Annotated in this window: 23 protein-coding genes; 7 read left to right on the top strand and 16 right to left on the bottom strand. The window is 69.5% G+C overall.

The window, feature by feature from the left end; genetic code table 11:
* Window positions 1-47: 47 nt before the first annotated feature.
* Together WS96_RS02710 and WS96_RS02705 are read right to left on the bottom strand one after the other, a co-directional pair.
* Window positions 48-665 (bottom strand): glutathione S-transferase family protein, encoded by a 618-nt coding sequence (locus WS96_RS02710; protein WP_059827990.1) that lies wholly within the window; start codon window positions 663-665, stop codon window positions 48-50.
* Between the two features lie 93 nt (window positions 666-758).
* Window positions 759-1,127, bottom strand: a complete 369-nt coding sequence (locus WS96_RS02705) for a hypothetical protein (protein ID WP_034205479.1) — start codon at window positions 1,125-1,127, stop codon at window positions 759-761.
* A gap of 81 nt (window positions 1,128-1,208) precedes the next feature.
* Here WS96_RS02705 and WS96_RS02700 point away from each other — a divergent pair, with 81 nt between their 5' ends.
* Both WS96_RS02700 and WS96_RS02695 read left to right on the top strand, forming a co-directional pair.
* Window positions 1,209-1,676, top strand: coding sequence for a MarR family winged helix-turn-helix transcriptional regulator (locus tag WS96_RS02700; protein ID WP_059830437.1), 468 nt, complete (start codon window positions 1,209-1,211; stop codon window positions 1,674-1,676).
* 146 nt (window positions 1,677-1,822) lie between these two features.
* A complete protein-coding gene (locus WS96_RS02695) occupies window positions 1,823-2,584 on the top strand; it encodes an isocitrate lyase/PEP mutase family protein (RefSeq protein ID WP_059830435.1) in 762 nt (253 codons plus the stop codon).
* Between the two features lie 391 nt (window positions 2,585-2,975).
* On the opposite strand, the gene WS96_RS02685 is transcribed toward WS96_RS02695, so the two are convergent.
* Window positions 2,976-3,875, bottom strand: coding sequence for a LysR family transcriptional regulator (locus tag WS96_RS02685; RefSeq protein ID WP_059830432.1), 900 nt, complete (start codon window positions 3,873-3,875; stop codon window positions 2,976-2,978).
* A 101-nt stretch (window positions 3,876-3,976) separates the two neighbouring features.
* Between WS96_RS02685 and WS96_RS02680 the strand changes: the two genes are divergently transcribed.
* Complete coding sequence (locus tag WS96_RS02680; protein ID WP_059830430.1) at window positions 3,977-4,855, top strand: aldo/keto reductase family oxidoreductase; 879 nt, start codon at window positions 3,977-3,979, stop codon at window positions 4,853-4,855.
* A 124-nt stretch (window positions 4,856-4,979) separates the two neighbouring features.
* Here the strand turns inward: WS96_RS02680 and WS96_RS02675 are convergent, their stop codons facing one another.
* Complete coding sequence (locus WS96_RS02675; protein WP_034205484.1) at window positions 4,980-6,182, bottom strand: MFS transporter; 1,203 nt, start codon at window positions 6,180-6,182, stop codon at window positions 4,980-4,982.
* 70 nt (window positions 6,183-6,252) lie between these two features.
* Between WS96_RS02675 and WS96_RS02670 the strand changes: the two genes are divergently transcribed.
* A complete protein-coding gene (locus WS96_RS02670; RefSeq protein ID WP_059830429.1) occupies window positions 6,253-7,302 on the top strand; it encodes an AraC family transcriptional regulator in 1,050 nt (349 codons plus the stop codon).
* Window positions 7,303-7,351: 49 nt separating this feature from the next.
* On the opposite strand, the gene WS96_RS33975 is transcribed toward WS96_RS02670, so the two are convergent.
* The 4 genes from WS96_RS33975 to WS96_RS02655 all read right to left on the bottom strand — a co-directional run bounded on the left by WS96_RS33975 (window position 7,352) and on the right by WS96_RS02655 (window position 11,322).
* Window positions 7,352-7,516, bottom strand: coding sequence for a hypothetical protein (locus WS96_RS33975; protein ID WP_179949908.1), 165 nt, complete (start codon window positions 7,514-7,516; stop codon window positions 7,352-7,354).
* A 68-nt stretch (window positions 7,517-7,584) separates the two neighbouring features.
* Complete coding sequence (locus WS96_RS02665; protein ID WP_059830628.1) at window positions 7,585-9,492, bottom strand: DUF3857 and transglutaminase domain-containing protein; 1,908 nt, start codon at window positions 9,490-9,492, stop codon at window positions 7,585-7,587.
* Between the two features lie 333 nt (window positions 9,493-9,825).
* Window positions 9,826-10,257 (bottom strand): DUF3617 domain-containing protein, encoded by a 432-nt coding sequence (locus tag WS96_RS02660; RefSeq protein ID WP_059830428.1) that lies wholly within the window; start codon window positions 10,255-10,257, stop codon window positions 9,826-9,828.
* A 63-nt stretch (window positions 10,258-10,320) separates the two neighbouring features.
* A complete protein-coding gene (locus WS96_RS02655) occupies window positions 10,321-11,322 on the bottom strand; it encodes an OmpA family protein (RefSeq protein WP_059830427.1) in 1,002 nt (333 codons plus the stop codon).
* 420 nt (window positions 11,323-11,742) lie between these two features.
* On the opposite strand from WS96_RS02655, the gene WS96_RS02650 reads away from it, so the two are divergent.
* Window positions 11,743-12,606, top strand: a complete 864-nt coding sequence (locus WS96_RS02650; protein WP_059830426.1) for a crotonase/enoyl-CoA hydratase family protein — start codon at window positions 11,743-11,745, stop codon at window positions 12,604-12,606.
* A gap of 49 nt (window positions 12,607-12,655) precedes the next feature.
* On the opposite strand, the gene pdeR is transcribed toward WS96_RS02650, so the two are convergent.
* The 4 genes from pdeR to WS96_RS02630 all read right to left on the bottom strand — a co-directional run bounded on the left by pdeR (window position 12,656) and on the right by WS96_RS02630 (window position 21,153).
* A complete protein-coding gene (pdeR, locus tag WS96_RS02645) occupies window positions 12,656-14,659 on the bottom strand; it encodes a cyclic di-GMP phosphodiesterase (RefSeq protein ID WP_059830425.1) in 2,004 nt (667 codons plus the stop codon).
* A gap of 574 nt (window positions 14,660-15,233) precedes the next feature.
* The gene (locus tag WS96_RS02640; protein ID WP_059830423.1) at window positions 15,234-18,872 is read right to left on the bottom strand and encodes a hydantoinase B/oxoprolinase family protein; all 3,639 of its coding nucleotides are present in this window, start codon (window positions 18,870-18,872) and stop codon (window positions 15,234-15,236) included.
* Window positions 18,873-18,995: 123 nt separating this feature from the next.
* On the bottom strand, window positions 18,996-20,300 hold the full coding sequence (locus tag WS96_RS02635) for an MFS transporter (RefSeq protein ID WP_059830421.1): 1,305 nt from the start codon (window positions 20,298-20,300) through the stop codon (window positions 18,996-18,998).
* A gap of 79 nt (window positions 20,301-20,379) precedes the next feature.
* Complete coding sequence (locus WS96_RS02630) at window positions 20,380-21,153, bottom strand: putative hydro-lyase (protein ID WP_059828016.1); 774 nt, start codon at window positions 21,151-21,153, stop codon at window positions 20,380-20,382.
* Between the two features lie 207 nt (window positions 21,154-21,360).
* Between WS96_RS02630 and WS96_RS02625 the strand changes: the two genes are divergently transcribed.
* Both WS96_RS02625 and WS96_RS02620 read left to right on the top strand, forming a co-directional pair.
* Window positions 21,361-22,293 carry a LysR family transcriptional regulator gene (locus WS96_RS02625; protein ID WP_034205491.1) on the top strand — a complete coding sequence of 311 codons (933 nt, stop codon included), beginning with the start codon at window positions 21,361-21,363 and terminating at the stop codon, window positions 22,291-22,293.
* 155 nt (window positions 22,294-22,448) lie between these two features.
* On the top strand, window positions 22,449-23,357 hold the full coding sequence (locus WS96_RS02620) for a hypothetical protein (RefSeq protein WP_059830420.1): 909 nt from the start codon (window positions 22,449-22,451) through the stop codon (window positions 23,355-23,357).
* A gap of 10 nt (window positions 23,358-23,367) precedes the next feature.
* Here WS96_RS02620 and WS96_RS02615 read toward each other — a convergent pair whose 3' ends face one another.
* From WS96_RS02615 to WS96_RS02600, 4 genes are all read right to left on the bottom strand, one after another.
* Entirely contained in the window at window positions 23,368-23,694 is a 327-nt protein-coding gene (locus WS96_RS02615; RefSeq protein ID WP_059830418.1) for an antibiotic biosynthesis monooxygenase family protein, read from the bottom strand.
* Window positions 23,695-23,759: 65 nt separating this feature from the next.
* On the bottom strand, window positions 23,760-24,743 hold the full coding sequence (locus WS96_RS02610) for a YkgJ family cysteine cluster protein (protein WP_059830416.1): 984 nt from the start codon (window positions 24,741-24,743) through the stop codon (window positions 23,760-23,762).
* The gene (locus WS96_RS02605) at window positions 24,737-25,549 is read right to left on the bottom strand and encodes a MetQ/NlpA family lipoprotein (protein WP_059830415.1); all 813 of its coding nucleotides are present in this window, start codon (window positions 25,547-25,549) and stop codon (window positions 24,737-24,739) included. Before WS96_RS02605 ends, WS96_RS02610 begins: the two co-directional genes overlap by 7 nt.
* The gene (locus WS96_RS02600) at window positions 25,546-26,595 is read right to left on the bottom strand and encodes a formylglycine-generating enzyme family protein (RefSeq protein WP_059830413.1); all 1,050 of its coding nucleotides are present in this window, start codon (window positions 26,593-26,595) and stop codon (window positions 25,546-25,548) included. The genes WS96_RS02605 and WS96_RS02600 overlap by 4 nt, the downstream gene beginning before the upstream one ends.
* Window position 26,596: the final 1 nt, after the last annotated feature.

Genomic DNA, 26,596 nt, shown 5'->3' with positions numbered 1-26,596 from the left:
CGAACGCGGCGAGTCATGCCGACGCGGCGCATGACCCGCCACCCGTTTCACGCCGCCTGCCTCGCCTCCGCGATCCGCTGCGGCGCCTTCGGCCGCGCATACAGCCGTTCGAGATACGCGCGCAATTGCGGGAACGGTTCGATCAGGTGGCATTCGTTCGCCCAGTCGATCAGGTAGGCCGTCACGCAATCGGCCACCGTCAGCGCATCGCCGACGATGAACTCGCGCCCCTCGAGATGCTTGTCGAGAATGACGGCCATCGTGGCGAAATCCTCGCGCGCCAGTTCGATATCGGCCGGCGAGCGCTTCTCCGGCGGATAGAGGAACGTATGCCGCGTGATCCGCCACAGCGGCTGCTCGAGCTCCGTCACCGCGAACATGATCCACCGATAGGCCTGCGCCCGCAGCACCGGATCGACGGGCAGCAGCGCCTTCTCCGGGTATTTGTCCGCGAGATACAGCACGATCGCGGCCGATTCGGGAATCACGAGGTCGCCGTCCACCAGCACCGGCACCTTGCCGGCCGGATTGAGGCGCAGGAATTCGGGCCGCTTGTGCTCGCCCTCGAGCAGGTTGACCGACACGAATTCGAAATCCGCATCCAGTTCCTTCAGCCCCCACAGCGCCCGTTGCGAGCGGGTGCCGGCAAATCCGTAAAGCTTCATCGCCAATCTCCATCCAGAACGTCGGAAAAAAGCCCGTATCCGGGCCACGCGCATCGAACCGGGCGACACGCAGCGCCCGGCATCGCGCGTCGCTCACGCGCCGGGAATCGCCAGCACCGGCATCACGTCGACCGACACGCCCGGGAACAGCGTGAAATGCGGATGACCTTCGAACAGCGCGGCGGCTGCGTCGTGCGACGCCGCCCTCACGACGGTAAAGCCGGTCAGCGCATTGACCGTGTCGCGGATGCCGCCCGCGTCGATGGTCTTGGTCTTGCCGAGCGGCCCGCCCAGCTCGACGATCGCGTCGCGATGGCGCTCGACCCACGCATGCCATGCGGCGATGCCGTCGCGCTCGCGCGTGCGCCGCTCTTCCTCGGGCAGCGCGAGCCATGCCTTCATCGCCGGGCTATCCTGGCTCCCGAGAAATACGGCGAGATACACCTGTTGTTGCGCACTCATGCCTTCTCCTCCGATGACGGACGCAGCGGATTGCCGCGCCTCGACCTTGACAAGATAGGTTGATATCAACACAATTGCAACATGGCACGAAAAGAAAAGCTTCCCTTCGAAACGACGCTGATGGTGCGCGATTGCTGCCTGTGCCTGCACATGCAGCGCGCGGCCCGCAATCTGGCGCGCATCTTCGACGATGTGCTGCGCCCGCTCGATCTCACCAACGGCCAGTTTTCGCTGCTGATGTCGTTGAACCGGCCGCAACCGGCCCCGATGAAATCGGTCGCGTCGCTGCTCGCGATGGACCGCACCACGCTCACCGCGGCGCTCAAGCCGCTCGAGCGGCGCGGCCTCGTCGCGATCGCGCAGGATCCGGACGACCGGCGCAGCCGCCTGCTCGAACTGACCCCGGCCGGGCACGACCTGCTGGCCGAAGCGTTTCCGCTGTGGCAGCGCACGCATGCCGAGATCGAGCGGCCGTTCGCGCCCGGCGAAGTCGACCAGTTGCGCGGCCAGTTGCGCACGCTGTCGATCGATCCGGGTTCGCGCGACTGAGCCGGCGCACGAAGCGCGCCGCGGCGGTCGCGCGCACTTCCTGCCACGCGCTGTCAGCAGACATTGCCGGCCGCCGTCGCACCGCCCGATTCGGTGGCAATATCGCTCGGCACGACAACCGATCCGGTATCCACGAGGAGACGAGCATGGGCAACAACGAGAAAGGCGCGACTTTCCGGTCGCTTCACCGTGCGGGCCAACCGCTGACGCTGTTCAACGTGTGGGACGCCGGCAGTGCGCGCGCGGTGGCCGATGCCGGCGCCGTCGCGCTGGCCACCGGCAGCTGGTCCGTCGCGGCCGCCAACGGTTTCGTCGACGGCGAGCAGATGCCGCGCGCACTGATGATGGAAGTGCTGGAGCGAATCGTGCGCGCGACGGACCTGCCCGTCACCGTCGATCTCGAGAGCGGCTACGGCGAGCGGCCGGAGGAGGTCGGCGAGACGATCGCGCTGAGCATCCGGGCCGGTGCGATCGGCTGCAATCTCGAAGACAGCGTGCCGTCGACGGGCGAGCTGCGCGACGTCGACGCCGCGGCGGCCCGTGTCGCGGCAGCCCGGCAGGCAGCCGATCGCGCGGGCGCCGACTACTTCATCAACGCGCGTACCGACGTGTTCTTCAACGCGGCCGCCGATACGCACGACGAACGATTGCTCGACACGACGCTGGCGCGCGCCCGCGCGTATGCGGCGGCCGGCGCCGACGGCCTGTTCGTGCCGGGCTTGCGCTCGCCGGCGCTCATTCGCGCGCTGACGGCCGCGTCGCCGCTGCCGGTAAACGTGATGCGCGTCGCGGAAACGCCGACGCTCGCCGAGCTCGCCGAATACGGCGTCGCGCGCATCAGCCATGGGCCGTATCCGTACCTGCAGGCGATGAAGGCGCTGGCGGCGCTGGTCAGGCAGGGCGGCTGACGGATTCACGGAGCGGCGGGCGTTCGCCGCGCGTCGAACAATGACATCGCATGTCATTGGCGCGCGACACGCCCGCTTCTACGCTTCGGGGGGCACGCCGCCATTCCGGCAGCGCCCGTCGCCCGGAGACATCATGTGCGCGTATCCGCTTCCGCGCGACTGAAACACGCCGCCGGCGCCGGCCGCTGCGCCGTCGCTGCCGGCCATCCCGATCGGCTTCATCCGCGAACGCGTCGTGCTGCGTGGCTTCTCGCTGGTCACGACGGTCGGCACGCCGCAACGCGCGGCCGTGCAGGAATTTCGCATGGAATGCATGTTTCCCGCCGACGATGCGACCGACGCGCGTCACCGGCAGTGGCTCGACGCGCACGCGCCGGCGCGCCGGCGACGCTCAGGAGGCCTTGATGAAATCGATGAACGCGCGCAGCGCCGGCGGCACGAGACGCCGCCCCGGATAATACAAAAAGGGGCCTGAGAACGGCCGCCACCACGGTTCGAGCACGGGTTCGAGCGCGCCGCTGTCGAAATGCGGGCGCACCCAGTCTTCGAACAGATACAGGATGCCGGTACCGGCGATCGCCGCATCGACCAGCAGCTCCGTCGCGCCGCCGATCTGCACCAGCAGCGGGCCGACGGCCGGCTCGACCCGCACGACCTCGCCGTCGCGCTCGTACTCCCACGGCGGCATCGCGCCGCTGGCGAAGCGCCCGCGCAGGCACCGATGGTCGAGCAGATCGCGCGGATGCCGCGGCCGGCCGTGCCGGGCGAGATAGCCGGGCGCCGCCGCGGTCGCGAAGCGCTGGATGCGCGGGCCGATCGGCACCGCGATCATGTCCTGTTCGAGCCGTTCGTCGTAGCGGATGCCCGCGTCGCATCCGGCCGCCAGCACGTCGACGAAATTTTCGTCGGCGATCACTTCCAGCCGGATATCCGGATACGCATCGAGAAAGCGCGGCACGATCGCAGGCAACACGAGCCGCGATGCGCTGACCGGCACGTTGAGCTTCAGCGTGCCGGCGGGCCGGTTCCGGAATTCGTCGATATCGTCGAGCGCCGCCGCCACTTCGGTCAGCGCGGGCCCGAGGCGCGCAAGCAGGCGCTCGCCGGCTTCGGTGGGCACGACGCTGCGCGTCGTGCGGTGCAGCAGCCGCACGCCGAGCCGCGCTTCCAGCCGGCGCACGGCCTCGCTCAGCCCCGACGCGCTGAGGCCCGTCAGGCGTGCGGCGTCGCGGAATCCGCCGGCGCGTGCCACGGCCATGAACGCGTTCAGATCGCCCAGATCGGTTTGCATCGTTCGCCTTTTCGTACAACCCGTGCGAATTATGCCGGCTTATCGCGCAGACGACTCGTCCCTATGCTGAACGCATTCATTCCATCGACAGGAGCGCCGTCATGCCCGACATTCGTCCCACCGCCACCTTCAAGCTCGGCGATCGCCACGTCAAACGAATCGGCTACGGCGCGATGCAGCTTGCAGGCCCCGGCGTATTCGGCCCGCCGAAAGATCGCGATGCTGCATTGCGCGTCTTGCGCGAAGCCGTCGAGTCCGGCGTCGACCATCTCGACACCAGCGACTTCTACGGCCCGCACGTCACGAACCAACTGATTCGCGACGCGTTGCATCCGTATCGCGACGATCTCGTGATCGTCACCAAGATCGGCGCGCGACGCGGCGACGATGCGTCGTGGCTGCCCGCGTTCGCGCCCGACGAACTCGAACGGGCCGTGCACGACAACCTGCGCAACCTCGGACTCGACGTGCTCGACGTCGTCAACCTGCGCATCATGTTCGACACGCACGGGCCGGCAGAAGGATCGATCGAAGCGCCGCTGGCCACGCTCGCCGAGCTGCAGCGGCGCGGGCTCGTCCGGCACATCGGCCTGAGCAACGTCACGCCCGCGCAGGTCACGGAAGGCCGGCGGATCTGCGACATCGTCTGCGTGCAGAACCACTACAACATCGCGCATCGCGGCGACGATGCGCTGATCGACGCGCTTGCCCGCGACGGCATCGCCTACGTGCCGTACTTTCCCCTCGGCGGCTTCTCGCCGCTGCAGTCGTCGACGCTGTCCGGCGTCGCCGCCCGTACCGGCGCGACGCCGATGCAGGTCGCCCTTGCGTGGCTGCTGCGCCGCGCGCCGAATGTCCTGCTGATTCCCGGCACGTCGTCGGTCGCGCATCTGCACGAGAATCTCGCGGCAGCCGACGTCGATCTGTCGGCAGACGCGCTCGCGGAACTCGACCGCATCGCGGGCGTCGACGCCGCCTGACGCGCGGGCGATCGCCCGGCACCCCGTGCAACGCGGGCCCCGCGCCCCGGGCCGCCGGGCCGCCGGGCCGCCGGGCCGCCGGATCGCCGGATCGCCGGCCGCCGGCCGCCGGATCGCCGGCCGGTCAGGACGCGGCCACGCCAACCCGCTTCGGCACGCCGGTCACGATCGTCGCGACCGCCACCGCCAGCACGATGGCCGCACCGACGAACACGCCCGCCGCGCCATTCGCGTCGAACACGACGCCGCCGGCGGCCGCGCCCGTCGCGATCGCGAGCTGGACCGCCGCGACGATCAGCCCGCCCGCGCTCTCGGCCTCGTCGGGCACGGTGCGCGTGACCCACGTCGACCACGCGACCGGCACGCCGCCGAACGCCATCCCCCACAACGCGACGAGCACCGCGTCGATCATCGGCGCGCGGCCGAGCACGACGAGCGCGACGCCGAGCACGACCATCAGCGCGGGCATGCCGATCAGCATCGGCCGCAGCCGGTGTTCGAGCACGCGGCCCGCGAGCGACGTGCCGACGAAGTTCGCGATGCCGTAGCCGAGCAGGATCGCCGACAGCCCGTTCACGCCGACGCCCGCCACCTGTTCGAGGAACGGCCGCAGATACGTGAAGAACGCGAAGTGCCCGGTGAACACGAGGATCGTCGCGAACATCCCGAGGCCGACGGTCGGCCGGCGCAGCACGTCGATCAGCGTGCGCAGCCGCGTGGTGCCGCTCGGCGGCATCGACGGCAGCGTGATCATCTGCGACACGAACGCGATGCCGCCCAGCACGGCCGCGATCAGGAACACGTTGCGCCAGCCGATCAGGTGACCGAAGTAGCTGCCCATCGGCGCCGACGCGATGGTCGCGACCGCCACGCCGCTGAAGATGATCGACAGCGCGCGCGGCACCATCGCCGTCGGCACGAGCCGCATCGCGGTGGCCGTCGCCATCGTCCAGAAGCCGCCGAGCGCGACGCCGAGCACGACGCGGCCGAACAGCAGCATGCCCAAGTTCGGCGCGAACGCCACGGCGAGGTTCGATGCGACGAGCAGCACCGAGAACACGAGCAGCACGCGACGCCGGTCGATCGTGCGCGTGAGCGCCGAGATCAGCAGGCTCGTGACGAGCGCGACCGTGGCAGTGGCCGTGACGGCCTGTCCGGCCACGCCTTCGGTCACGCCAAGGCTCTCGGCCATCGGCGTCAGCAGGCTCGCCGGCAGGAATTCGGCCGTGACGAGCCCGAACACGCCGAGCGCCATCGCGAATACCGCGCGCCAGGCCGGTTCGCGGGGGGCCGCCGTCGAGGCGGCCGAGGAAATTCCGGGATTCATGCGGGGTTCCGTGTCGGTTAGGGAAAGTACTGATGAGGGCGTATCGTAAGGAACGGCAGCAGGACGGTCTATGACATACAATCCGTTCTTGTTGATCGAACGTCCGTATCTCGATATGTCCGAGCCCCTTCTGCCCCCGATTCCCGACGTGCACGACCTCGTCAGCGAGCTGCTGCTCGGGATGCGCCTGAGCGGCGTCCAGTACCGCCGCATCCAGGTCGCGCGGCCGTTCGGGCTGAACTTCGGGCATGCGCCGGGCCGCGCGCAGTTCCATTTCGTCGTGCGTGGGCCCGTGCTGCTGCGCGACGCGTCGGGCGACACGATGCGGCTCGAGGCCGGCGACGCGATCCTGTTGCCGCACGGCGGCATGCACGCGCTGGTGTCCGATCCGGATGTGCCGTGCCGCGAGATCAACGGCTTCGAGATCGCGAAGATCTGCGATACGGTCGCGTCGGTGGCGTCGGCCGGCGTCTCGCCCGCGACCTGCGCGACGACGGAGCCCGGCGCCGGCGACGCGCTGATCTTCAGCGCGTGCATGGAGCTCGACCTCGGCGGCATGCAGCCGCTCGTCGGCACGATGCCGAAGTTCATGCACGTGGGCACGCTGCTCGCGCGCTACCCGGAGATCCGCCCGATGCTCGATGCGATGGAGCGCGAAGCGTGCACCGCGCGCGCGGGCTTCGCGGGCATCCTCGCGCGGCTCGCGGACGTGGTCGCGGCGTTCATCGTGCGCGGCTGGGTCGAGTGCGGATGCGGCGACGCGACGGGCTGGGTGCAGGCGCTGCGCGAGCCGAAGCTCGGCCGCGCGATCGTCGCGCTGCATCGCGACCCGGGCCGCAACTGGAGCGTCGCGGAACTCGCGACCGAAGCCGGCGTGTCGCGCTCGGTGTTCGCCGAGCGCTTCCTCGCGGCAACCGGGATGACGCCCGTGCGTTACCTGACCGAGCTGCGGATGCGGCTCGCCGCGCAGTGGATCGCGCGCGACCGCGAGGCGATCGAAGCCGTCGCGTACCGGCTCGGCTACGGTTCGCTCGCCGCGTTCAGCCGTGCGTTCAAGCGCGTGGTCGGCAAGCCGCCGGGCGCCGTGCGTGCGGACGGCGACGTGCACGCCGAAGCGTGACGCCCGACGCGCAGCGCCGGCGCGGGCGTGGGCGGCGGCCCGCCGGGCGTCACTTCAGCGCGTCGAGCCGGTCGATCAGCGCCGTCGCGCACTGCACGGCGAGCGCCGCGCACTGCTGCGCATCGACTGCCGCGCCGGCCGCGACCGTACCCTGCACGATCCGCCCCAGCAATTCCTTCGCGAGCTCGGCGATCTCGCGGTCCCGCTCCGTCATGATGTCCCTCCTGCGCGTCGGCGATTGCGTCGTTCGCCCGTCCGGAGCGAACGCCGTGCCCGCGCCGCTCAACGCTGCTTCGCCCGCACGACGATCTGCGCCTGCGTGTCGCGCTCGATGCGCTCGAGCGACGCGCGCAGCGCGGCGAACTCGTCCGGCGTGCACACCTGCCGGCCGAAATCCGCCTTCATCCGCCGCGTGACCTGCACGACCCGCGCGGCCGCATCGAACACGTAATGCGACGTGAAGTCGACGAAACGGTCGTGCACGGCCGCATCGGCCGGCAGGTCGGTCACGGCGACGCCCGCCGGCAACGCGATCTGGCCCGTCTCGTCGAACGTGCCGCCGAGGCAGCCCCACGGCTGCGTGCGCACGGGCTCGGCGAGCCAGGTCTCGACCTGCGTTGCGATGCCGCCCGTCAGGCTCGACAGCGCGGGCAACGCGGTCGTGCCGTCCGGCCATACGAAATGATCGAGCGTGCCGGTCACGGTCACGTCGAACGGCCCGTCGGTCGCGCGCCGGTCGCCGGTCGACAGTTGCACGCGGCCGCGCAGGCCGCTTTGCGCCAGGCGCTCGTTCGCGAGTTGCGCGATGCGGTCGCGCGACGCGCGGCGAAACAGGTTGCGTTCGAGTTCGGCCGTCCAACCGTCGTCCTCGACATACGCTTGAAAACGCGCGGCGCCGGGCTGCGCGGCATCGATCGCGATGCGCGCGGTGCGCGCGCGCGGCTGCGTGGCCGGCGTGTGCGACAGCACGCCCGTATCGACCAGCAGCGCGGGGCGATCCATCACGATCGGCGGCAGGTAGCCGAACGCGATGCCGGCCGTCGTCGTATCCGCGTAGCGCCCGAGATCGGGCAGCCACGTGATCGCGTGATTGATCGCGCCGCCGCCGTAGCCGGGCACCGACGGCAGCGTGTACACGGCGCCGAGATTGATCAACACCGGTTCGCTGCGAATGCCGACCGCCGCCAGCAACGCGCCGAACAGCGCGACATGATCCTTGCAGTCGCCGTAGCGGTTGCGCAGGATGTCGGTCACGCGATGCGGCGCGGCGGCCGTTTCGCCGAGAAACAACCCGACGTAGCGCACGTTCGCCTGCACCCAGTCGTACAGCAGGCGCGCCTTGTCGCGCGGATCGGCGGCATCGGCCGTGAGCGCTCGCGCCAGTTGCACGACGGCCGGATCGTTCGCGCTCGGGTCGACCGCTGCGTCACGGTAGCGCGCGGCGAACGCCGCGTAGTCGGGCAGCGTCGACACGACGAGCCGGTCGCCGTAGGTCGGGTACCCGACCGCGCCGCGCTCGATGCGATCGTACGTGCCGTGCCGGTAGTCGAATTCGTAACGCGTGCGGCCGTTCGCCGTGACCGGCGGCAGCGCGACGTAGCCGCGCGCATCCGCATACAGCGGCATGTCGGCCGGCACGTCGAAGATCAGCCGCTGGCGGTCGACCGGCTCGCGCGACGGCTCGACGTAGTAGCCGAAGTAGCCGCGATTGACCGGCTTCGTGCGGGTCTTGCGGAACGCGACGCGCGTGCTCGACCCGGCTTCGACGCCGGGAAACACGACGGTGCGCAGCAGCCCGTCCTGGAACGTCGGCGCGCCGGCCGAGCGCGGCTCCTGCACGTCGCGGATGCCGTCCGCGCCGACCGGATGCGCGACGCCGTCGCGGTCGATCGTCTCGGCCGCGAGCAGCTCGACCTTCTCGAGATTCTTGTCGAACCAGACGTAGCGCTGCGCGACCGCGTCGATGCCGTTCGCGTCGTTCGCGCGCAGCGTCGAATCGTCGTGCTCGTCGAGCGAACCGTCGTGCTGGATCACGAATTCGTGGACGTCGCTGACGAGCGTGACGGGCGCCGTATCGCCCGCGTCGTGCGAGTCGCCGGTGTCGCGCGCCTCGGCCGCGGCCGTACCCGCGCCGAGCGCCACCGCGCACGCGAACAGGCAGCCGGACCATCGGGAAGGAAACCGCACCACGTCGAAGCTCTCCGCGCGTTCGTTGCCGGGTGTCGGCGTCGCGCGAGGGCGGAAGTCGTACCGCATGACGCGCGGATGACAAGCCACCCGCGTACCCGCCGCGGCGCCGTCGTGCGGCCCAGTGTGGGTGACGTACCGGCGAGCGTCAAGCCGCGGCGCGCAAGGCCGGCGCGCGACGCGGCAAGCCGCGACGGCCGGCGTCGCGGCGCTGCGCTGCGGCACCCGCATGTTGCGGTGCGAGGCCTCAAGCGTGCGGCCGCCGCACGACCGTAGCCGTGGGGCACTTCCGCGACGACGCGCACGTGCCGCGCGGCGCCCGCCCGCGTCGATTCGTTACTTGCAGTCGCCGACGCGCTTGCCGCGCCACGTCCACGCGAGCGTGTACGCACCGGCCTGCACGTGCTGCCCGCGCAATTGCCCCTTCAGGTCATAGCTCGTCGGCGTGACGGCGCCCGTCACGGTGCCGTTGCCACGCCCCTGTTCGTTCGCGCAGGAAAGCGCAACCTTCAGTGTCGTGCCCGCGTAATCCCAGTGCGTGATCGTGCAGCGGATGTCGTCGCGCTGCAGGCGCGCCGTCATCGTCTTGCGCAGGTCCTTCGCATCCGCGTCGGTCAGGCACTGGTCCGGCATCGGGTCCTTGCCCTGCGGCAGCGGCTTGCCGTTCAGCGTGTAGGCCGTGTCGTCATGCCAGACGCCGGGCGATACGGTCTGCGCGAACGACGAGGCGGCGAAGCCGGCGAGCATGGCGGCAGTCAGCAGTTTCATGATGTCGATGTTCGATTGGGCGATGCCCGCGCGGCCGCACGGGCATCCGGCTGGCGTCGGGAATTACTGCTGCACGAGTTCGACACGACGGTTCTGCGCGCGGCCCGCGTCGTCGGCATTGGAGGCGACCGGCGACAGCGATGCGACACCCTTGGCGGCCAGCCGTGCCGGCGCGATCCGGTACGTCGTCGCGAGCGCCTGCGTGACGGCCTCCGCGCGCTTCTGCGACAAGTCGACGTTGTGCGCGAGCTGCCCCTGGTTGTCGGTATGCCCGACGATGTAGACCTTCAGCGCCGGATTCGCCGACAACAGCTTCGCCATCTCGTCGAGCTGCGCCTTCGACTCGGGCTTGACCTGCGCCTTGTCGGTATCGAAGTAGATGCCGTACAGCGCGACCTTGCCGGTCGCGGCCAGCCCCTTTTGCAGCGCGCCGGAATCGATCACCTTCACTTGCCCCGCCTGCATCGGCTTCACCTCGACCACTTCCTCGTAGACCACCGTGCGCTTGTTCGACGCCGAATCGTCCATCACGTGCACGAACACGTAGGCATCGCCGGCTGCGCGCGGCAGCTTCGCGAGGATCGTCCGGTGCTTGCCGCCGAAGTTCGCTTCGCCGCCGCCCGCCTTGCGCATCCGCCCGGAATTGATCACGACGCTCTGGAATTCGCCGCCGCCGCTCTTGCCGCACTGCTCCGCCGTGCAGCGAAACAGGATCTGGAAGCCGCCCTTTTGCAGCGCATCGAGGTAGTTGCGCTCGATTTCGAGCGTCGACTTGTCCGCGCCGATCGTATAGCCGATACGCGTGACCTTGCCTTCCAGGTTCAACCCCTTCGCGGTTCTCTCGTCGTCGATCGGCTGGTTCGGCAGGAATGCCTCGTCGAACGCGGTCTGCGAATACGCGTTGATCGTCGCGCCGGCAAAACGCGAAATCAGCGGATGGTCCTTCGAGCCGGGCACGTCGCCGGCGGCGCCGGCGAGCGTGGAAAGCGACAGCAGCGCGGCGGCCGGCAATGCGTAGCGGCCGGCGCGCGTGAACCGGGTGAACAGCGGGACTGCGTTGGTCATGGGAGTCTCTCGGAAAAGATTTTTAGTTCGATTGATTGCGGCAATGCGCCGCGCATCTTAGCAAAACTTTTCCGGTCGTCCGGACGGCCGGATACGACCCGGTAGCCGGCCGCCCAACTGTCCGGGCTGCCGCCCCCCGGCGGCCGGGGCGGCGCTTTCGGCATGCAAGCGAACGGCGCCGTCAACCGCGCGCCGGACCGGCTGCCGGCCCGCGCCGGCAGCCCCTCGCCCCCGCCCGGCCCGCCGGCCGCCGCGTTCCGATCGACCTCACCCCGTCCGTCACCCCGCCCGAACGCGATTCGCATCGGCGTCCCGGTCGTGCGTTTTTCCCCGCAATTCGACATTTGTGCGCGCGCAACAATGGCGATGCCTCGCGCCTGGCGCGGCGGTCTTTAAAACCACATCTCACGAGGACATACCATGCAACTCCAATCCCATCCGGCATGCCGCCCGTTTTACGAAGCCGGTGAACTCTCGCAACTGACCGCCTTCTACGAAGAAGGCCGTAACGTCATGTGGATGATGCTCCGATCGGAGCCGCGGCCGTGCTTCAACCAACAACTCGTCACCGACATCATTCATCTCGCGCGCGTCGCCCGCGACTCGGGCCTCAAGTTCGACTTCTGGGTGACGGGCTCGCTCGTCCCCGAGCTGTTCAACGTCGGCGGCGACCTGAGCTTCTTCGTCGACGCGATCCGCAGCGGCCGGCGCGACCAGCTGATGGCCTACGCGCGCTCGTGCATCGACGGCGTGTACGAGATCTACACGGGCTTCGGTACCGGCGCGATCTCGATCGCGATGGTCGAGGGCAGCGCGCTCGGCGGCGGCTTCGAGGCCGCGCTCGCGCATCACTACGTGCTCGCGCAGAAGGGCGTGAAACTCGGCTTCCCGGAGATCGCGTTCAACCTGTTCCCGGGCATGGGCGGCTATTCGCTGGTCGCGCGCAAGGCGGACCGCGGCCTCGCGGAATCGTTGATCGCGACCGGCGAAGCGCACGCGGCCGAGTGGTACGAGGATCGCGGCCTGATCGACGAGACGTTCGACGCCGGTGACGCGTACCTCGCGACGCGCACCTTCATCGACGTGACGAAGCCCAAGCTGAACGGCATCCGTGCGATGCTGCGCGCCCGCGAACGCGTGTTCCAGTTGTCGCGCTCGGAGCTGATGGACATCACGGAAGCATGGGTGCATGCGGCGTTCACGATCGAGCCGAAGGACCTCGCGTACATGGAACGCCTGGTGATGCTGCAGAACCGGCGCGTGTCGAAACTGCGCACGGTGTAATGCGACGGGCGCCGCCGACGGCCGGCGGCGCCCGTTTCCGGAACGACGCTCAGGCGATCAGCCTGAGCTTTCTCGTCTCCGCGAGCCACGCTTCGAACGCCTGCGCCGGCATCGGCCGCGCGTAGTAGTAGCCCTGCGCGTGATCGACGTCGAGCTGCTTGAGGAATTCGGCTTCCGCATGGGTTTCGACGCCTTCGGCGACCACCGCGAAATTCAGCGCCTTCGCGAGCGACACGACCGAGCGCACCAGCGCCTGCGAGCGCGGATTGCGGTCGATGGCCGTGATGAAGGTGCGGTCGAGCTTGATCACGTCGAGCGGCAGGCGCGACAACTGCGACAGCGACGAATAGCCGGTGCCGAAATCGTCGAGATGGATCTCCGCGCCCAGTTGGCGGAACTGCCGCATCAGCCCGATGGCCGCCTCCTCGTCCTCGATGAAGCAGCTTTCGGTCAGCTCGATGTCGAGCAGGCCCGGCTTCAGCCCCGCGGCGTCGAGAATCGACGCGAACTGGTGGACGATGTTCATGTCCTGCAACTGCCGCGCGGACACGTTCACCGCGATCCGCACGCCAAGCCCCTTCGCCTTCCATGCGGCGGCCTGCGCGGCCGCGGTGCGCATCACCCAGCGCCCGAGCGGCGCGATCAGCCCCGACTCTTCCGCGAAACGGATGAACTCGACCGGCGCGACGAGCCCGCGATCGGGCGACTGCCAGCGGATCAGCGCCTCGACGCCGTGCACGTCGCCCGTCGCGATATCGACGACCGGCTGGTAGTGGAGCACGAACTGCTCTTCCTCGAGCGCCTTGCGCAGGTTCGTGTCGAGCCACATGTACTTCGCGACCTTCTGGTTCATCTCCAGCGAGAACACGCGGTACGTATGCTTGCCCGCTTCCTTCGCGACGTACATCGCGGTGTCGGCGCTGCGGATCAGCGTCTCGAGCGAATCGCCGTGCTGCGGGTACATCGCGATGCCGATCGAGCAGCTCGTGTAGACCTCCATCAGCCCGAGATGGATCGGCGTGCGCAGCCGCTCGAGAATGATCTGCGCGGTCGCTTCGAGCAGCGGGCGCGTGCCGTGTTCGAACAGCACGAGGAATTCGTCGCCGCCGAGCCGCGCGAGCGTCGCGCCGGACGGCAGGCAGCCGCTGATGATCGCCGACACGTCCTGCAACAGGCGGTCGCCGGTGATGTGCCCGTAGTGATCGTTGACGCGCTTGAAGTTGTCGAGATCGAGAAACAGGATGCCGACCTGGCCGCGCGTCAGCTCGCTCTCCTCGGCGATCGCCGTCCGGATGCGCTCGCTGATCGCATGGCGGTTCGGCAGCCCGGTGAGCACGTCGGTGTTCGCGAGCTCGGAGAGCCGCTGCTGCGCGTTGCGCTCCTCGGTGATGTCGATGCCCGAGCAGATCAGGAACTGTTCGTCGACGCCGCTGCCGCTCTGCACGAACTTGTTGCGGAACTGGAACAGGCGCGGCCCGTTGACCGTGTTGATGTAGCGCTCGACCGCGAACGACTGGTTGCTCGCGAAGAAGCCCGTGATGTTGCTGCGCGACTGCGCGCCCTGCTCGGGGCTCATGAACAGCTCGAACGCGCTGCGGCCGATCACGTCGACCTCGCGCTTGCCCGTCACTTCCTCGCACAGGCGGTTGAAGCGCTGCACCATCCCGTTGCGGTCGAGGATCACGACGAGCGAATTCACTTCGGACACGACCTGCTCGGCGAACGCGAGCCCGTGCGACAGATCGCCGGCGACGGACTCGGTATCGGAATAGGCGGACGCCGTGCCGGCCCAGTCGACCGTATTGACCTTCCTGCCGACGAGATGGAGGCTGACCGGATTGCCGAACAGCACGATGTCCAGCACCAGGTGCGACGTGACGCCGGTCAGCGCGCGGATGCGCGCGGCCTGTTCGACCGTCAGCGCGATCGCGACGTTGGTCAGGCCGCGGACCGCGGCCAGTTCGAGCGCGTTGCTGTCGCTGCCGAGACGCCAGCAGGGGCTGCGCGTACCGACATGCGCCTCGAGCACCGCGCTATCGTTTTCGTCATCCATGGACACGCCCCGATCCAAAAAAAACGCACAGTGTAGACGGAGGCGAGTGGGCCGACCGCCTTCCCGAGCCGCGCAGTGCGCGTGCCCGGCAAGGCAGCCGTGATCGCCGTGACAGCGGGCCTCGTCCCGTACTTGTTTGCAGCTGATGCGGCCGGCGTTCGCGCGTGATGCGCGCAGGTTCTGCCTTACGAATGATGAGAGCCATCTTATCAAATGACGATGAAGATTGGCACTCACATTTAGAGAAAAGTGTCAAGGAACCGGCACTCGATTGGCAAGCCGGATTTTTCATGCTCGGCCACTCGAGAACGGGCAGACGACGCGCCGCGCATCGAGAGCGGGTTGCCGGGCCGGAACCCGCGCCGGACGGGCGTTTGAGGCCGATCCGTGGTGACGGGGCCAGATCTTTGGCGAGACCGTGGCGGCAGGGGTCGAATCGCATGCCGCGATCCGCGTTTCCGCCATTTTTTGATTCCGCTCGCGCGTGAATGCGCCGCTTTATTCCACAGTTCTTTGCAATAGGCTTCCCCCGCCCGCGCACCCGGCGCGGGGGTGCCCGCGCCGGGTGCGTCGCTCAGTCCGGCGCGCCGTAGCCGCCGCCGCCCGGCGTTTCGACGACGAACACGTCGCCCGGCGCCATTTGCGCGCGGCCGATATGGTCGAGCGCCTCGACCGTGCCGTCCGCCCGCTCGATCGTGTTGCGGCCGAGCGCGCCGGCTTCGCCGCCCGCCGCGCCGAACGGCGCGTGAATCCGGTTGTTCGACAGGATCGACGCGGTCATCGGCTCGAGGAAGCGGATCCGCCGCACCGCGCCGTCGCCGCCGCGCCAGCGCCCGGCGCCGCCCGAGCCGGCGCGGATCCGGTGCGAATCGAGCCGCACCGGATAGCGCCATTCGAGCACCTCCGGATCGGTGAGCCGCGAGTTCGTCATGTGCGTCTGCACCGCGGCGACGCCCGCGAAGCCGTCGCCCGCGCCGCTGCCGCCCGCGATCGTCTCGTAGTACTGGTACCGATCGTTGCCGAATGTGAAGTTATTCATCGTTCCCTGGCTCGACGCGACGCAGCCGAGCGCGCCGTACAACGCGTTGGTGATCGCCGACGACGTCTCGACGTTGCCCGACACGACGGCCGCCGGGTATTCGGGATTCAGCATCGAGCGGGCCGGCACGATCACGGTCAGCGGCTTCAGGCAGCCGGCGTTCAGCGGGATGTCGTCGCCGACCAGCGTGCGGAACACGTACAGCACCGCCGCCATGCAGACGGCCTTCGGCGCGTTGAAGTTGTTGTCGAGCTGCGCGGACGTGCCGGTGAAGTCGATCTCCGCGCACCGCGCCGCGCGGTCGACGCGAATCGCGACGCGAATCTCCGCGCCGTTGTCGAGCGGGTAGCGGTATGCGCCGTCCTGCAGCGCGCCGATCACGCGCCGCACGGCTTCTTCCGCGTTGTCCTGCACGTGCCCCATGAATGCGAGCACGACGTCGCGGCCGAACTGCGCGACCATCCGGCGCAATTCGTCGACGCCCTTCTGGTTCGCGGCCACCTGTGCCCGCAGGTCGGCCATGTTCTGCTCGACGTTGCGCGCCGGGTAGCGGCCCGACGCCAGCAGCGCGCGCGTCTCGGCGTCGCGCAGCACGCCGGCCGACACGAGCTGCCAGTTGTCGATCAGCACGCCCTCTTCGTCGATGTGCGTCGAGTCGGGCGGCATCGAGCCCGGCGTCGTGCCGCCGATGTCCGCGTGGTGGCCGCGCGAGCCGACGTAGAACAGCGGCGCGTCCGAGCCGTCCGCGAACACCGGCGTGATGACCGTCACGTCCGGCAGGTGCGTGCCGCCGTGGTACGGATCGTTCAGCATGAACACGTCGCCGTCGCGCATGCGGCCGCGGTTGCGCTCGATCACCGTGCGGATGCTTTCGCCCATCGAGCCGAGGTGCACGGGCATGTGCGGCGCGTTCGCGATCAGGTTGCCGTCGCCGTCGAAGATCGCGCACGAGAAGTCGAGCCGCTCCTTGATGTTGACCGAGTACGCGGTGTTCTGCAGCCGCAGCCCCATCTGCTCGGCGATCGACATGAACAGGTTGTTGAAGATCTCGAGCCGCACCGGATCGGCGTCGGTGCCGAGCGAGCGGCGCGTCGGCAGCGGCGTCGTGCGCGTCAAGATCAGGTTGCCCTGCGCGGTCATTCCGGCACGCCAGCCTGGCTCGACGACGGTCGTGCCGTTCTTCTCCGCGACGATTGCCGGGCCGTCGATCGTGTCGCCGGCGAGCAGCGTGTCGCGCACGTACAGTGCCGCGTCGTGCCACTGGCCGCCCGAGTAGAAGCGCACCGCGCTGTGCGCGTGCGGCCCCGCCTCCGCGTCGCGCGGCGCGAGCGGCGCGACCTCGACCGGCGCGTCGGAGCGGCCGATCGCCTCGACCGACGCGAGTTCGGCGACCAGCGGCGTGCCGGGCATCAGGAACGCATAGCGCTGCCGGTACGCGGCTTCGAATGCCTGTTGCATTGCGGCGACGCTGCCGGCCGGCACGTCGAGCGCGGAATCGGTGCCCTGGTAGCGCAGGTGCACGCGCCGCTCGGTCGCGATGCGCTCCGGCGGCACGCCCTGCTCGAGCAGCGCGCCGATCGCGTCGTCGGCCAGCCGGTCGAGCGTCGCGTTCAGCGCGGGCAGCGACGCGTCGGACAGCACGGCTTCCACCGCGCGCTCGCGCATCGCGGTCTGGTCGGCCAGGCCCATCCCGTAGGCGGACAGCACGCCCGCGAGCGGATGCGCGAACACCTGCGTCATCCCGAGCGCGTCGGCCACGCCGCACGCGTGCTGGCCGCCCGCGCCGCCGAAGGTCGTCAGCACGTAGCGCGACACGTCGTGGCCGCGCTGCACCGAGATCTTCTTGATCGCGTTCGCCATGCTGCCGATCGCGATTTCCAGAAACCCTTCGGCGAGCGCCTCGGGCGTGTCGCGCCGTCCGGTCGCCGCGTGGATCTCGTCGGCGAGCGCTTTGAATTTCGCGACCACGCCGTCGCGATCGAGCGGCTCGTCCGCGTGCGGGCCGAACACGCGCGGGAAATGAGCGGGCTGGATCTTGCCGAGCATCACGTTGCAGTCGGTCACCGTCAGCGGGCCGCCGCGCCGGTACGCGGCCGGCCCCGGGTTCGCACCGGCCGATTCGGGCCCGACACGCAGTCGCGCGCCGTCGAAGCCGAGCACCGAACCGCCGCCCGCGGCGACCGTATGGATGCTCATCATCGGCGCGCGCATCCGCACGCCGGCCACCTGCGTCTCGAACACGCGCTCGAATTCGCCGTTGTAGTGCGACACGTCGGTCGACGTGCCGCCCATGTCGAAGCCGATCACGCGCTCGAAGCCGGCCGCGCGCGCGGCGCGCACCATCCCGACGATGCCCCCGGCCGGGCCGGACAGGATCGCGTCCTTGCCCTGGAACGCGTCGGCGCGCGTCAGGCCGCCGCTGCTCTGCATGAACTGCAGGTTCACGCCGGGCATCTCGTGCGCGACCTGCTCGACGTAACGGCGCAGGATCGGCGACAGGTACGCGTCGACGACGGTCGTGTCGCCGCGCGACACCATCTTCATCAGCGGCGACACCTCGTGCGACACCGACACCTGCGTGAAGCCGATCAGGCGCGCGAGTTCGGCCAGCGCGCGTTCGTGCGCGGTGTAGCGATAGCCGTGGATCAGCACGATCGCCAGCGCCTGCACGCCGGAGTCGAACACGCGGCGCAGCGCGGTTTCGGCGCCGTGCAGGTCGAGCGGCACGACGACGTCGCCGTGCGCGCCGATCCGCTCGTCGATTTCGACGACGGTCTCGTACAGCGCGTCGGGCAGCACGATGTCGAGATCGAACAGGCGCGGCCGGTTCTGATAGGCGATGCGCAGCACGTCGCGAAAGCCGCGGGTCGTCGCGAGCGCGGTGCGTTCGCCCTTGCGTTCGAGCAGCGCGTTGGTCGCGACCGTCGTGCCCATCTTCACCATGTCGACGCGTTCGGGCGTGATCGGCTCGCCGTCGGCGAGGCCGAGCAGATGACGAATGCCGGCGACGGCCGCGTCGCGGTATTGCTCGGGGTTCTCCGACAGCAGCTTGTGCGTGACGAGCGTGCCGTCGGGCCGGCGCGCGACGATGTCGGTGAACGTGCCGCCGCGGTCGATCCAGAATTGCCAGCGCGCGGCGTCGGAGGAAACGGGGAAAGTGTGTCGGTCAGTCATGGCGATGAACTCGATGCGTCGTTGATTCGAAGGACGAGCGCCGCCGCACGGCGCGCGTCGCGCGCCGCGTGAAGGCTTCGATGAACAGGGGGAAGTCGCGCGGCAGGTGGGCTGCCGCCCAGCTTATGCGGCGTCGAGCTCGCGGCCGCGCGTTTCAGGCAGCGTCAGCGCGGCGACGATCAACACGCCGTAGGCGGCGACCGCGAAGATGCCGATGCTCGCGCCGAGCCCGTAGTGCTTCGACAGCGCGCCGATCAGGAACGGGAACAACGCGCCGACTGCACGGCCCACGTTGTAGCAGAAGCCCTGCCCCGAGCCGCGCACGCGGGTCGGGAACAGCTCGGTCAGGAACGCGCCCATGCCGGAGAAGATGCCCGATGCGAAGAAGCCGAGCGGGAAGCCGAGCCACAGCATCGACGCGTTCGTGAGCTGCAGCACCGGCGACGTATAGGCGAACGCGATCACCATCGAGCCGAGCGCGAACAGGATGAAGTTCGGCTTGCGGCCGAGGCGGTCGGTCAGATAGGCGCTCGTCAGGTAGCCGACCCACGAGCCGATGATGATCGTCGCGAGATAGCCGCCGGTGCCCATCACGGTCAGGTGCCGCTCCGTCTTCAGGAACGTCGGCAGCCACGTCGTGATCGCGTAGTAGCCGCCCTGCGCGCCGGTCGTCAGCAGTGCCGCGCGCAGCGTCGTCGACAACAGCTTCGGCGCGAAGATTTCCGTGAGGCGCGGCGCGTCGGCGCCCTTCGCCTGCGTGGCCTTCTCCTTCTCGTAGACGTCCGGCTCCTTCACGTAGCGACGGATCACGACCACCAGCAGCGCCGGCGCCAGGCCGACGAGGAACAGCGCGCGCCATGCCTGCTCGGCCGGCAGCACCGAGAACAGCAGCGCATACAGCAGCGCCGACAGCCCCCAGCCGATCGCCCAGCCCGACTGCACGAGGCCGACCGCCTTGCCGCGATCGCGCGCGCGGATCACTTCGCCGATCAGCACCGCACCGGCCGTCCATTCGCCGCCGAAGCCGAAGCCCATCAGCGCGCGTGCCGCGACCAGTTGCGGGTAGTTCTGCGCGAGCCCGCACAGCGCGGTGAACACCGCGAACCACAGCACCGTGAGCTGCAGCGTGCGCACGCGGCCGATCCGGTCGGACAGGATGCCGGCGATCCAGCCGCCGAGCGCCGACGCGAGCAGCGTGATCGTGCCGATGAAGCCCGCGTCGGCGAGCGAGATGCCCCAGGTCGCGACGAGCGTCGGGATCACGAACGACAGCATCTGCGTGTCCATTCCGTCGAGCATGTAGCCGACCTTGCAGCTCCAGAACGCGCGGCGTTCGCGCGGCTGCGCATCCGCGTACCACGAGAACAGGCCGCTGCGCTCGCGGCTCGCGGGCTCGGCGGCGGGCGCCGCGAGGGTCTTGCTTTCCATGGTGATGCTCCTGTCGTGATGCGCCGTCGAATGGCGTGTGGTGTGTCGCGGGTACGTGGCGTAACGGGTGTGCGGCCGGTCAGAACACGGCCAGCGACGCGTTCGTGATGTCGGTCATCAGCATGTGGCCGGGCGTATGCGCGATCGCGATCGGCAGCTTCGCGTCCATCAGCGCGGTTTGCGGCGTCACGCCGCACGCCCAGAACACCGGCAGTTCGCCGTCGCGGATCGTCACCGCGTCGCCGAATTCGGGCGCGTTCAAATCCTCGATGCCCAGTTCCCGCGGATGGCCGATATGGATCGGCGCGCCATGCACGCCCGGGAACCGGCTCGTGATCTGCACCGCGCGGATCGCGTCGGCGCCGCGCAGCGGCCGCATCGACACGACCAGCTGGCCGCCGAAGATGCCCGCGCGGCGGTTCGCGATCGACGTGCGGTACATCGGCACGTTGCGCCCTTCCTCGACGTGGCGCAGCCCGATCCCTTCGCGGGCGAGCATGTCCTCGAACGAAAACGAGCAGCCGATCGCAAATACGACGAAATCGTCGCGCCACAGCGCTTCCAGCGATTCGACCTGCTCGGTCAGGCGGCCGTCGCGGTAGACGTTGTAGCTCGGCACGTCGGTGCGGATGTCGAGATCCTCGCCGAGCGCGTCGAGCCGGAACGCGCCCGGTTCGCCGACGCCCAGCAGCGGGCAGGCCTTCGGGTTGGCCTGGCAGAAGCGCAGGAAATCGTGCGCGTACGCGTCGGGCAGGATCGCCAGGTTCGCCTGGGCAAACGGGCCGCAATGGCCGGCGGTCGGGCCGCGGAACGCGCCGCGGCGCACGGACTGGCGGAATTCGGAAGGCGTCATGATGGTCGGTCGCAGAATCGGGATGACGGGGCGATGACGGTGGCGTGTCATCGGATACGGCGAAGAATAGAAAAGAAAAAAATTTGTCGCCAACGAGTTTTTTTTGCGTCCGTTGTATAGAATTTCTTAACGGATCCGCGGGTTTTCCCCGGTCCCGTTCATTTTTCGTCGCCGGCAAGCTGCGCATCCACTGCTCGCCCGACCGCCATGAACACCCGTTTTCTCGAAACCTTCGTCACGCTCGCGAAGCTGCGCAACTTCCGCACGACCGCGGCCGCGCTGCATGCGACGCCGGCCGCGATCTCGCAGCGCCTGAAAGCGCTCGAGGACGAACTGCACACGGTACTCGTCGATCGCGACAGCCGTGCGTTCCGGCTCACGCCGAACGGCGAATACCTGCTCGGCTATGCGAAAGCCGTGGTGGAGGCGACGCAGGAACTGCAGGCCGCCGCGTCCGGCGAGCGCGCGCTGCGCGGCAAGCTGCGGCTCGGCGTGATCGAGACGGTCGTGCACAGCTGGCTGCCGCACTACATGCGGCGGCTCGCGGCCGACTATCCGCAGCTCGAGATCGATCTGACCGTCGACGTCAGCGTCGTGCTGCAACGCCGGCTGATGGCCGGCGAGCTCGACCTGATCATCCGCGTGGAAGGCAGCGACGAGGCGTCGGTCGTGTGCGACGCGCTCGCGAACTACCCGGTGCGCTGGATCGCGCGCGCGGGGCTGCTGCCGAACCTGCGCACGGGCCTCGCGCGGCAGGTGCTGCGCCAGCCGATCCTCACCTACGGGCGCGGCACCGCGCCCCATCGTGCGCTGGAAGACATCGTCCGCACGCTCGCGCATGCGCACGGTGTGCCGCTGTCGGAGACGCGCATCACCGGCTCGCCGTCGATCTCGGTGATCGTGCAACTGGTGCGCGACGGCTTCGGCGTCGCCGCGATCCCGGTGCTGTTCGTCGATGCGCTGATCGCGAGCGGCGAAGTCGTCGAGCTGCCGCTGCAGCCGTCGCCGCCGTCGATCGTCGTGTCGATGTCGCGGCGGGCGGACGCGCCGCGGTTCGTGCACGGTGCGTCGATCGCCGCGCGCGCGGCGTGTCACGAGTATTGCGAGAAGAGCACGCGGTTGCTGGTCGAAGCGCTTTGACCGTGCAGCGGTGGACGACGCGCGTTCGACATCGCCGCGCGAATCGCCCACAATCGCGTTCGACGCGCCGCCACGTCGGCGCCGCGCATCGTGAATGAAGGCCGGGCCACCCGGCATTCGCCGCCTCGCATGACCGTGCACGACAGGAAGGCAACATGCAGATTCGCTCCGCTTCGCCCCGCCTGAACCTCGCGCGCGTCGTGATCGTCGCGCTGTATGCCGCGTCGCTGCTGCTGCCCGTCGCGGCCGAACCGCCGAATGCGGCCGGCGCGGTGAGCTGGTGGCACGGCTACACGGTGCTCGCGCTCGGCGGGCTCGCGATCCTCGACCTGCAATTCGCGTGGCTCGGCAACCCGCTGCTCGTCGTCGCGCTGCTCAGGCCGAGCCGTACCGCGTCGGCGCTGCTGGCCGTGGTCGTGGTCTTTGCGGCCGGATGGCATACGATCCCGACCGACGCGAACTACGAAACGATCCGCACGTTCGGGGCCGGGTACTACTTATGGATGGCGGCGATGGCGAGCGCCGCCGCGTTGCCGTGGATCGACGGGCGCGCGCCGCAGGATGGCGGTGCGCCGAGCCTTGCGGCCGGCACCGCGGGTGGAGGCGTGCCGACCGGCGCAGGCCCGGACGCCGGGACAAACGCCGCCGCCGGCAGCCCGGCCGGACCGACGGCTGCGCCGTCGTCGCCCCGACCGGCTGCCCGGCAAAGCGGCTGGACCGTGACCGCAACCGAGACGCGCATCGCGTCGACCGACCAGACCGGCACGACGCGCGGCATCGCGCTGTCCGACCTCGGCGCGATCCTGATCGAAACCAGCGATCATGGGCCGTTCGTGTCGGACGTCTGGTGGATCCTGTTCGATACGAACAAGCAATTCGCGTGCGGCTTTCCGCAGGATGCCGAGGGCGCGAAGGCGGCCGTCGACCGGCTGCTCGACCTGCCCGGCATCGATCACCGCAAGGTCATCGATGCGCAGACGTCGATCCAGAACGCGACCTTCCCGATCTGGGAGCGCGCGGCGGGCAAGCCTGGCGCGCCGGGAAAAGCCGGGGCGGCCGCCTGACCGGCAGCCCTTACGCGGATGGCGCCGCATGCGGCGGCGTCAGCTTGCCGTCGCCATACTCGCGAAGCACCTGCGAAATCACGACACGATACCCGTCCAGCCAGCGCGCCTGCTTCGCCTTGGCCTCGAGATGGGCAGGATGCTGCATCAACTGCCGCAGCGCCGCCTCGGATTCCCAGTAGTAGACGTTCTGGATCAAGCCGGCTTGCGCGTTCTCCCACGTCTCCTCGCCGAGATAGCCGGGCGTCGCGCGCGCCATGTCGGCGATCTGCCGGTCGAGCCGGTGGAATTCGTCGTCGTACTGGCCGGCGCGAAAAATGAAAGTCGACGCGTACATGCCCGCTCGCTCTGTAACGATTGAAAGAGCGCCAAGTGTAAGGCACGCGCGGCGTGCCGCGATCGTCAGGTGGCGAGCGCAGCGGCGTCGACGCGATCGTCGAGCCACGCTTCGATGCGTGACGCATCGAAGCGCGCGGCGGCGGCGGATGCCGGCGTCGCCGCGAGCGCCCGTCGCGCCCGTTCCAGCGCCTGCGCGAAGCCGCGCAATTCGTGCGTCGCGGGCCGGTCGGCCGCATGTCGACGCGCGAGCGCCGCTTCGATGTTCGCGCCGATCAAGGTCAGTTGGGCGTCGATGAAGTCGATGCACAGCGCGCGGCAATGCGCGGATACCGGAGCGACGGCCAGCAGGGCCGGCACGATCGACACGGTCAGGTAGCCGCCGGGCGCCAGCCGCGACAGCGCATCGCTCACGCCCGGTCCGCCGTCGGCCAGCGACGCGAACACGGCGTCGCGCCACACCGCGCGCTCGAACACGAGCGCATCGCGATGCGCGTCGAGCGCCGCACGGTCCGCGACCTGCCCGGCCGTCACCAGCGGAATCGGGAACGCCGATTCGTCGGCAGACCGCACGCTCGCGGCGTCGACGATGCAGTTCGCGCCCAGCCACGCCGCTTCGCCGCGTCGCGCCGCGAGCACGCGGGCCTGCAACCGGTCGGGCAGCATCGGATCGAGCGGTACCGCGCGGCAGATCGATGGCTTGTTCGCGTGCACGCCGCAGCGGCCGTCGTCAGCCAGCGCCGCGCAACGGCCCAGCGACGGATAGTCGTAGCCTTGCAGCGTCAGCGCGAGCCATTCGCCCTGCACGCGGCCTCGATGGAACAGCCGGTCCGCCAGCGCATCGGCCGCCGCGACGTCGTCCGCATCGAGCGCATGCTCGCGGCCGCCCGCTTGCCAGCGTTCGCCGATCCGCCGTTTCGGCACGCGGCGGATCGTCAAGGCGCCGACGAAGCGGTGCCGATGCCGGAACAGTTCGCGCAACGACAGCGTCGGCGCGCTGTTGCAGCAGCGTCCGCACGCGTTGCACGCGAGCAGGTAACCGGCTACCACGGCCGCCGCACCGAGTCCTGGTAGCGCGTGAGGATGAAGTGCGCGACGTCGTCCGAGTGGTACGCGGCGACGAGCTGCGCGACCCACGGCTTCGCGCGATCGGCGTCACGCACCGTGAGCACGTTCGCATACGGCGAGCGGGCGTCCTCGAGGCTGATGCTGTCGCGCGCGGGCTGCAGCCCGGCGCGGGCCGCGTCGTCGCTGTCGATCGCGACGAACGCGGCCGTGTCGAGCGCCGCGTAAAGCCGGTCGCGGCGCAGCGCGACGAATTTCAGCCCGAGCCGGTTGCTCGTCACGTCGCGCAGCGTCGCATGCAGGCCGGCCTTCTCGCGCAGCGTCACCAGCGTGTCGTTCTGGAGCAGCACGAGCGCGCGCGCCATCCCGCGCGGATCTGCGGGAAGCGCGACCGTCGAGCCGGGTTGCAATGCGTTCAGGCTCGTCAGCTTGCGTGAATAGAACGCCATCGGCAACGTGACGGTCGGCGCGACTTCGGTCAGCGCGATACGCTTGCGTGCGCGGGTCTCGCCAAGCTGTTGCGCATCCTCGAAGCTGGCCGCGTCGATTCGCCCGTCGGCCAGCGCCGTATCGATGCGCGATGCATCGTCGAATTCGACGACGTCGACGCGCAGCCCCCGCGCGGCGGCCACCCGCTTCACTTCGTCGAGAATCTGCGCATGCACGCCGCGCGTCACGCCGACGCGCACGGCCGGCCACGCGGCTTCGGCAGCCAGCGCCGCGCCCTGCTGCATCGCCGCGCACGCGATCAACATCCATGCGGAAACGAAACGCCCGATGCCCGCCGTCATGACGCGTCCCTCAGGATCGTGCGAAAGCCGATATGCGACGCGCCGAGATCGGCTTCCTGCCGTTCGCGCGACGATGCGCGATAGCGCACGCAGTAATCGCGCGAGCACAGGAACGAGCCGCCCTTGATGACCATCGGCGTATCGTGCCGGCGCGTCGGCGGGGCGACGGCCGCCGTGTCGCCGTTCGTGTGGGATTGATGCGAGCCCGTGTACGCATCCTTCGTCCATTCCCATGCGTTGCCGATCATGTCGTAAAGACGAAAGCCGTTCGCCGCATAGCAGCCGACGGGGGCCAACCCCGCGTGGCCGTCCTCCGCCGAATCGAGCACCGGAAACGCGCCCTGCCAGTAGTTCGCGGTCGGCTTGCCCTGCGCGTCGCGCGGCGCCGCATCGAGCGATGCGTCGTCGCGGCCGGCCTTGCCCGCGAATTCCCATTCGGCTTCGGTCGGCAAGTCGCGGCCGAGCCAGTGCGCATACGCGAGCGCATCGCGCTGCGTGACGAGCGTCACCGGCAGGTTGCCGAGCCCCGCCACGTCGCTGCCGGGCCCGCGCGGATGCCGCCACGACGCGCCCTTCACCCACGACCACCACGCGAGATCGCGCGCGTTCATCTCGTCGCGCGTCGGCACATGGAACACCGCCGCGCCGCCCTGCTGCTCGGCCTCGGTCACGTAGCCGGTCGCCTGCACGAATGCCGCGAACTGCGCGATCGTCACGTCGGTCTGGTCGATCCAGAAGCCGCCGACGCGCGTGCGGCCGTCGCCGACCGGACGCTCGTCCGCATAGCCGCGCGTGCTGCCGAACACGAACGCGCCGCCGCGCAGATGCACCATCCCGGCCTTCGGATCGTCGCGCCACTTCGACGGCAAGCCCGAATAGCGTTCGCACTCGCGCTCCGAACCGAGCGGCGCGAGCGCGCGGCCGCGATTCAGGTCGTCGAATGCGCCGCCGGCCGACGCCGCCGGGTCCGCATAGCCTGCCGCGAACGCGGCGGCGAACAGCGTGGCAGCCAGCGTCGCGCCGATCGTCCAGAAGCGGAACCGCATC

This window comes from Burkholderia sp. MSMB1835 (assembly GCF_001526365.1).
Classification (GTDB): domain Bacteria; phylum Pseudomonadota; class Gammaproteobacteria; order Burkholderiales; family Burkholderiaceae; genus Burkholderia.
This window is presented reverse-complemented; position numbering and strand designations above follow the sequence as displayed.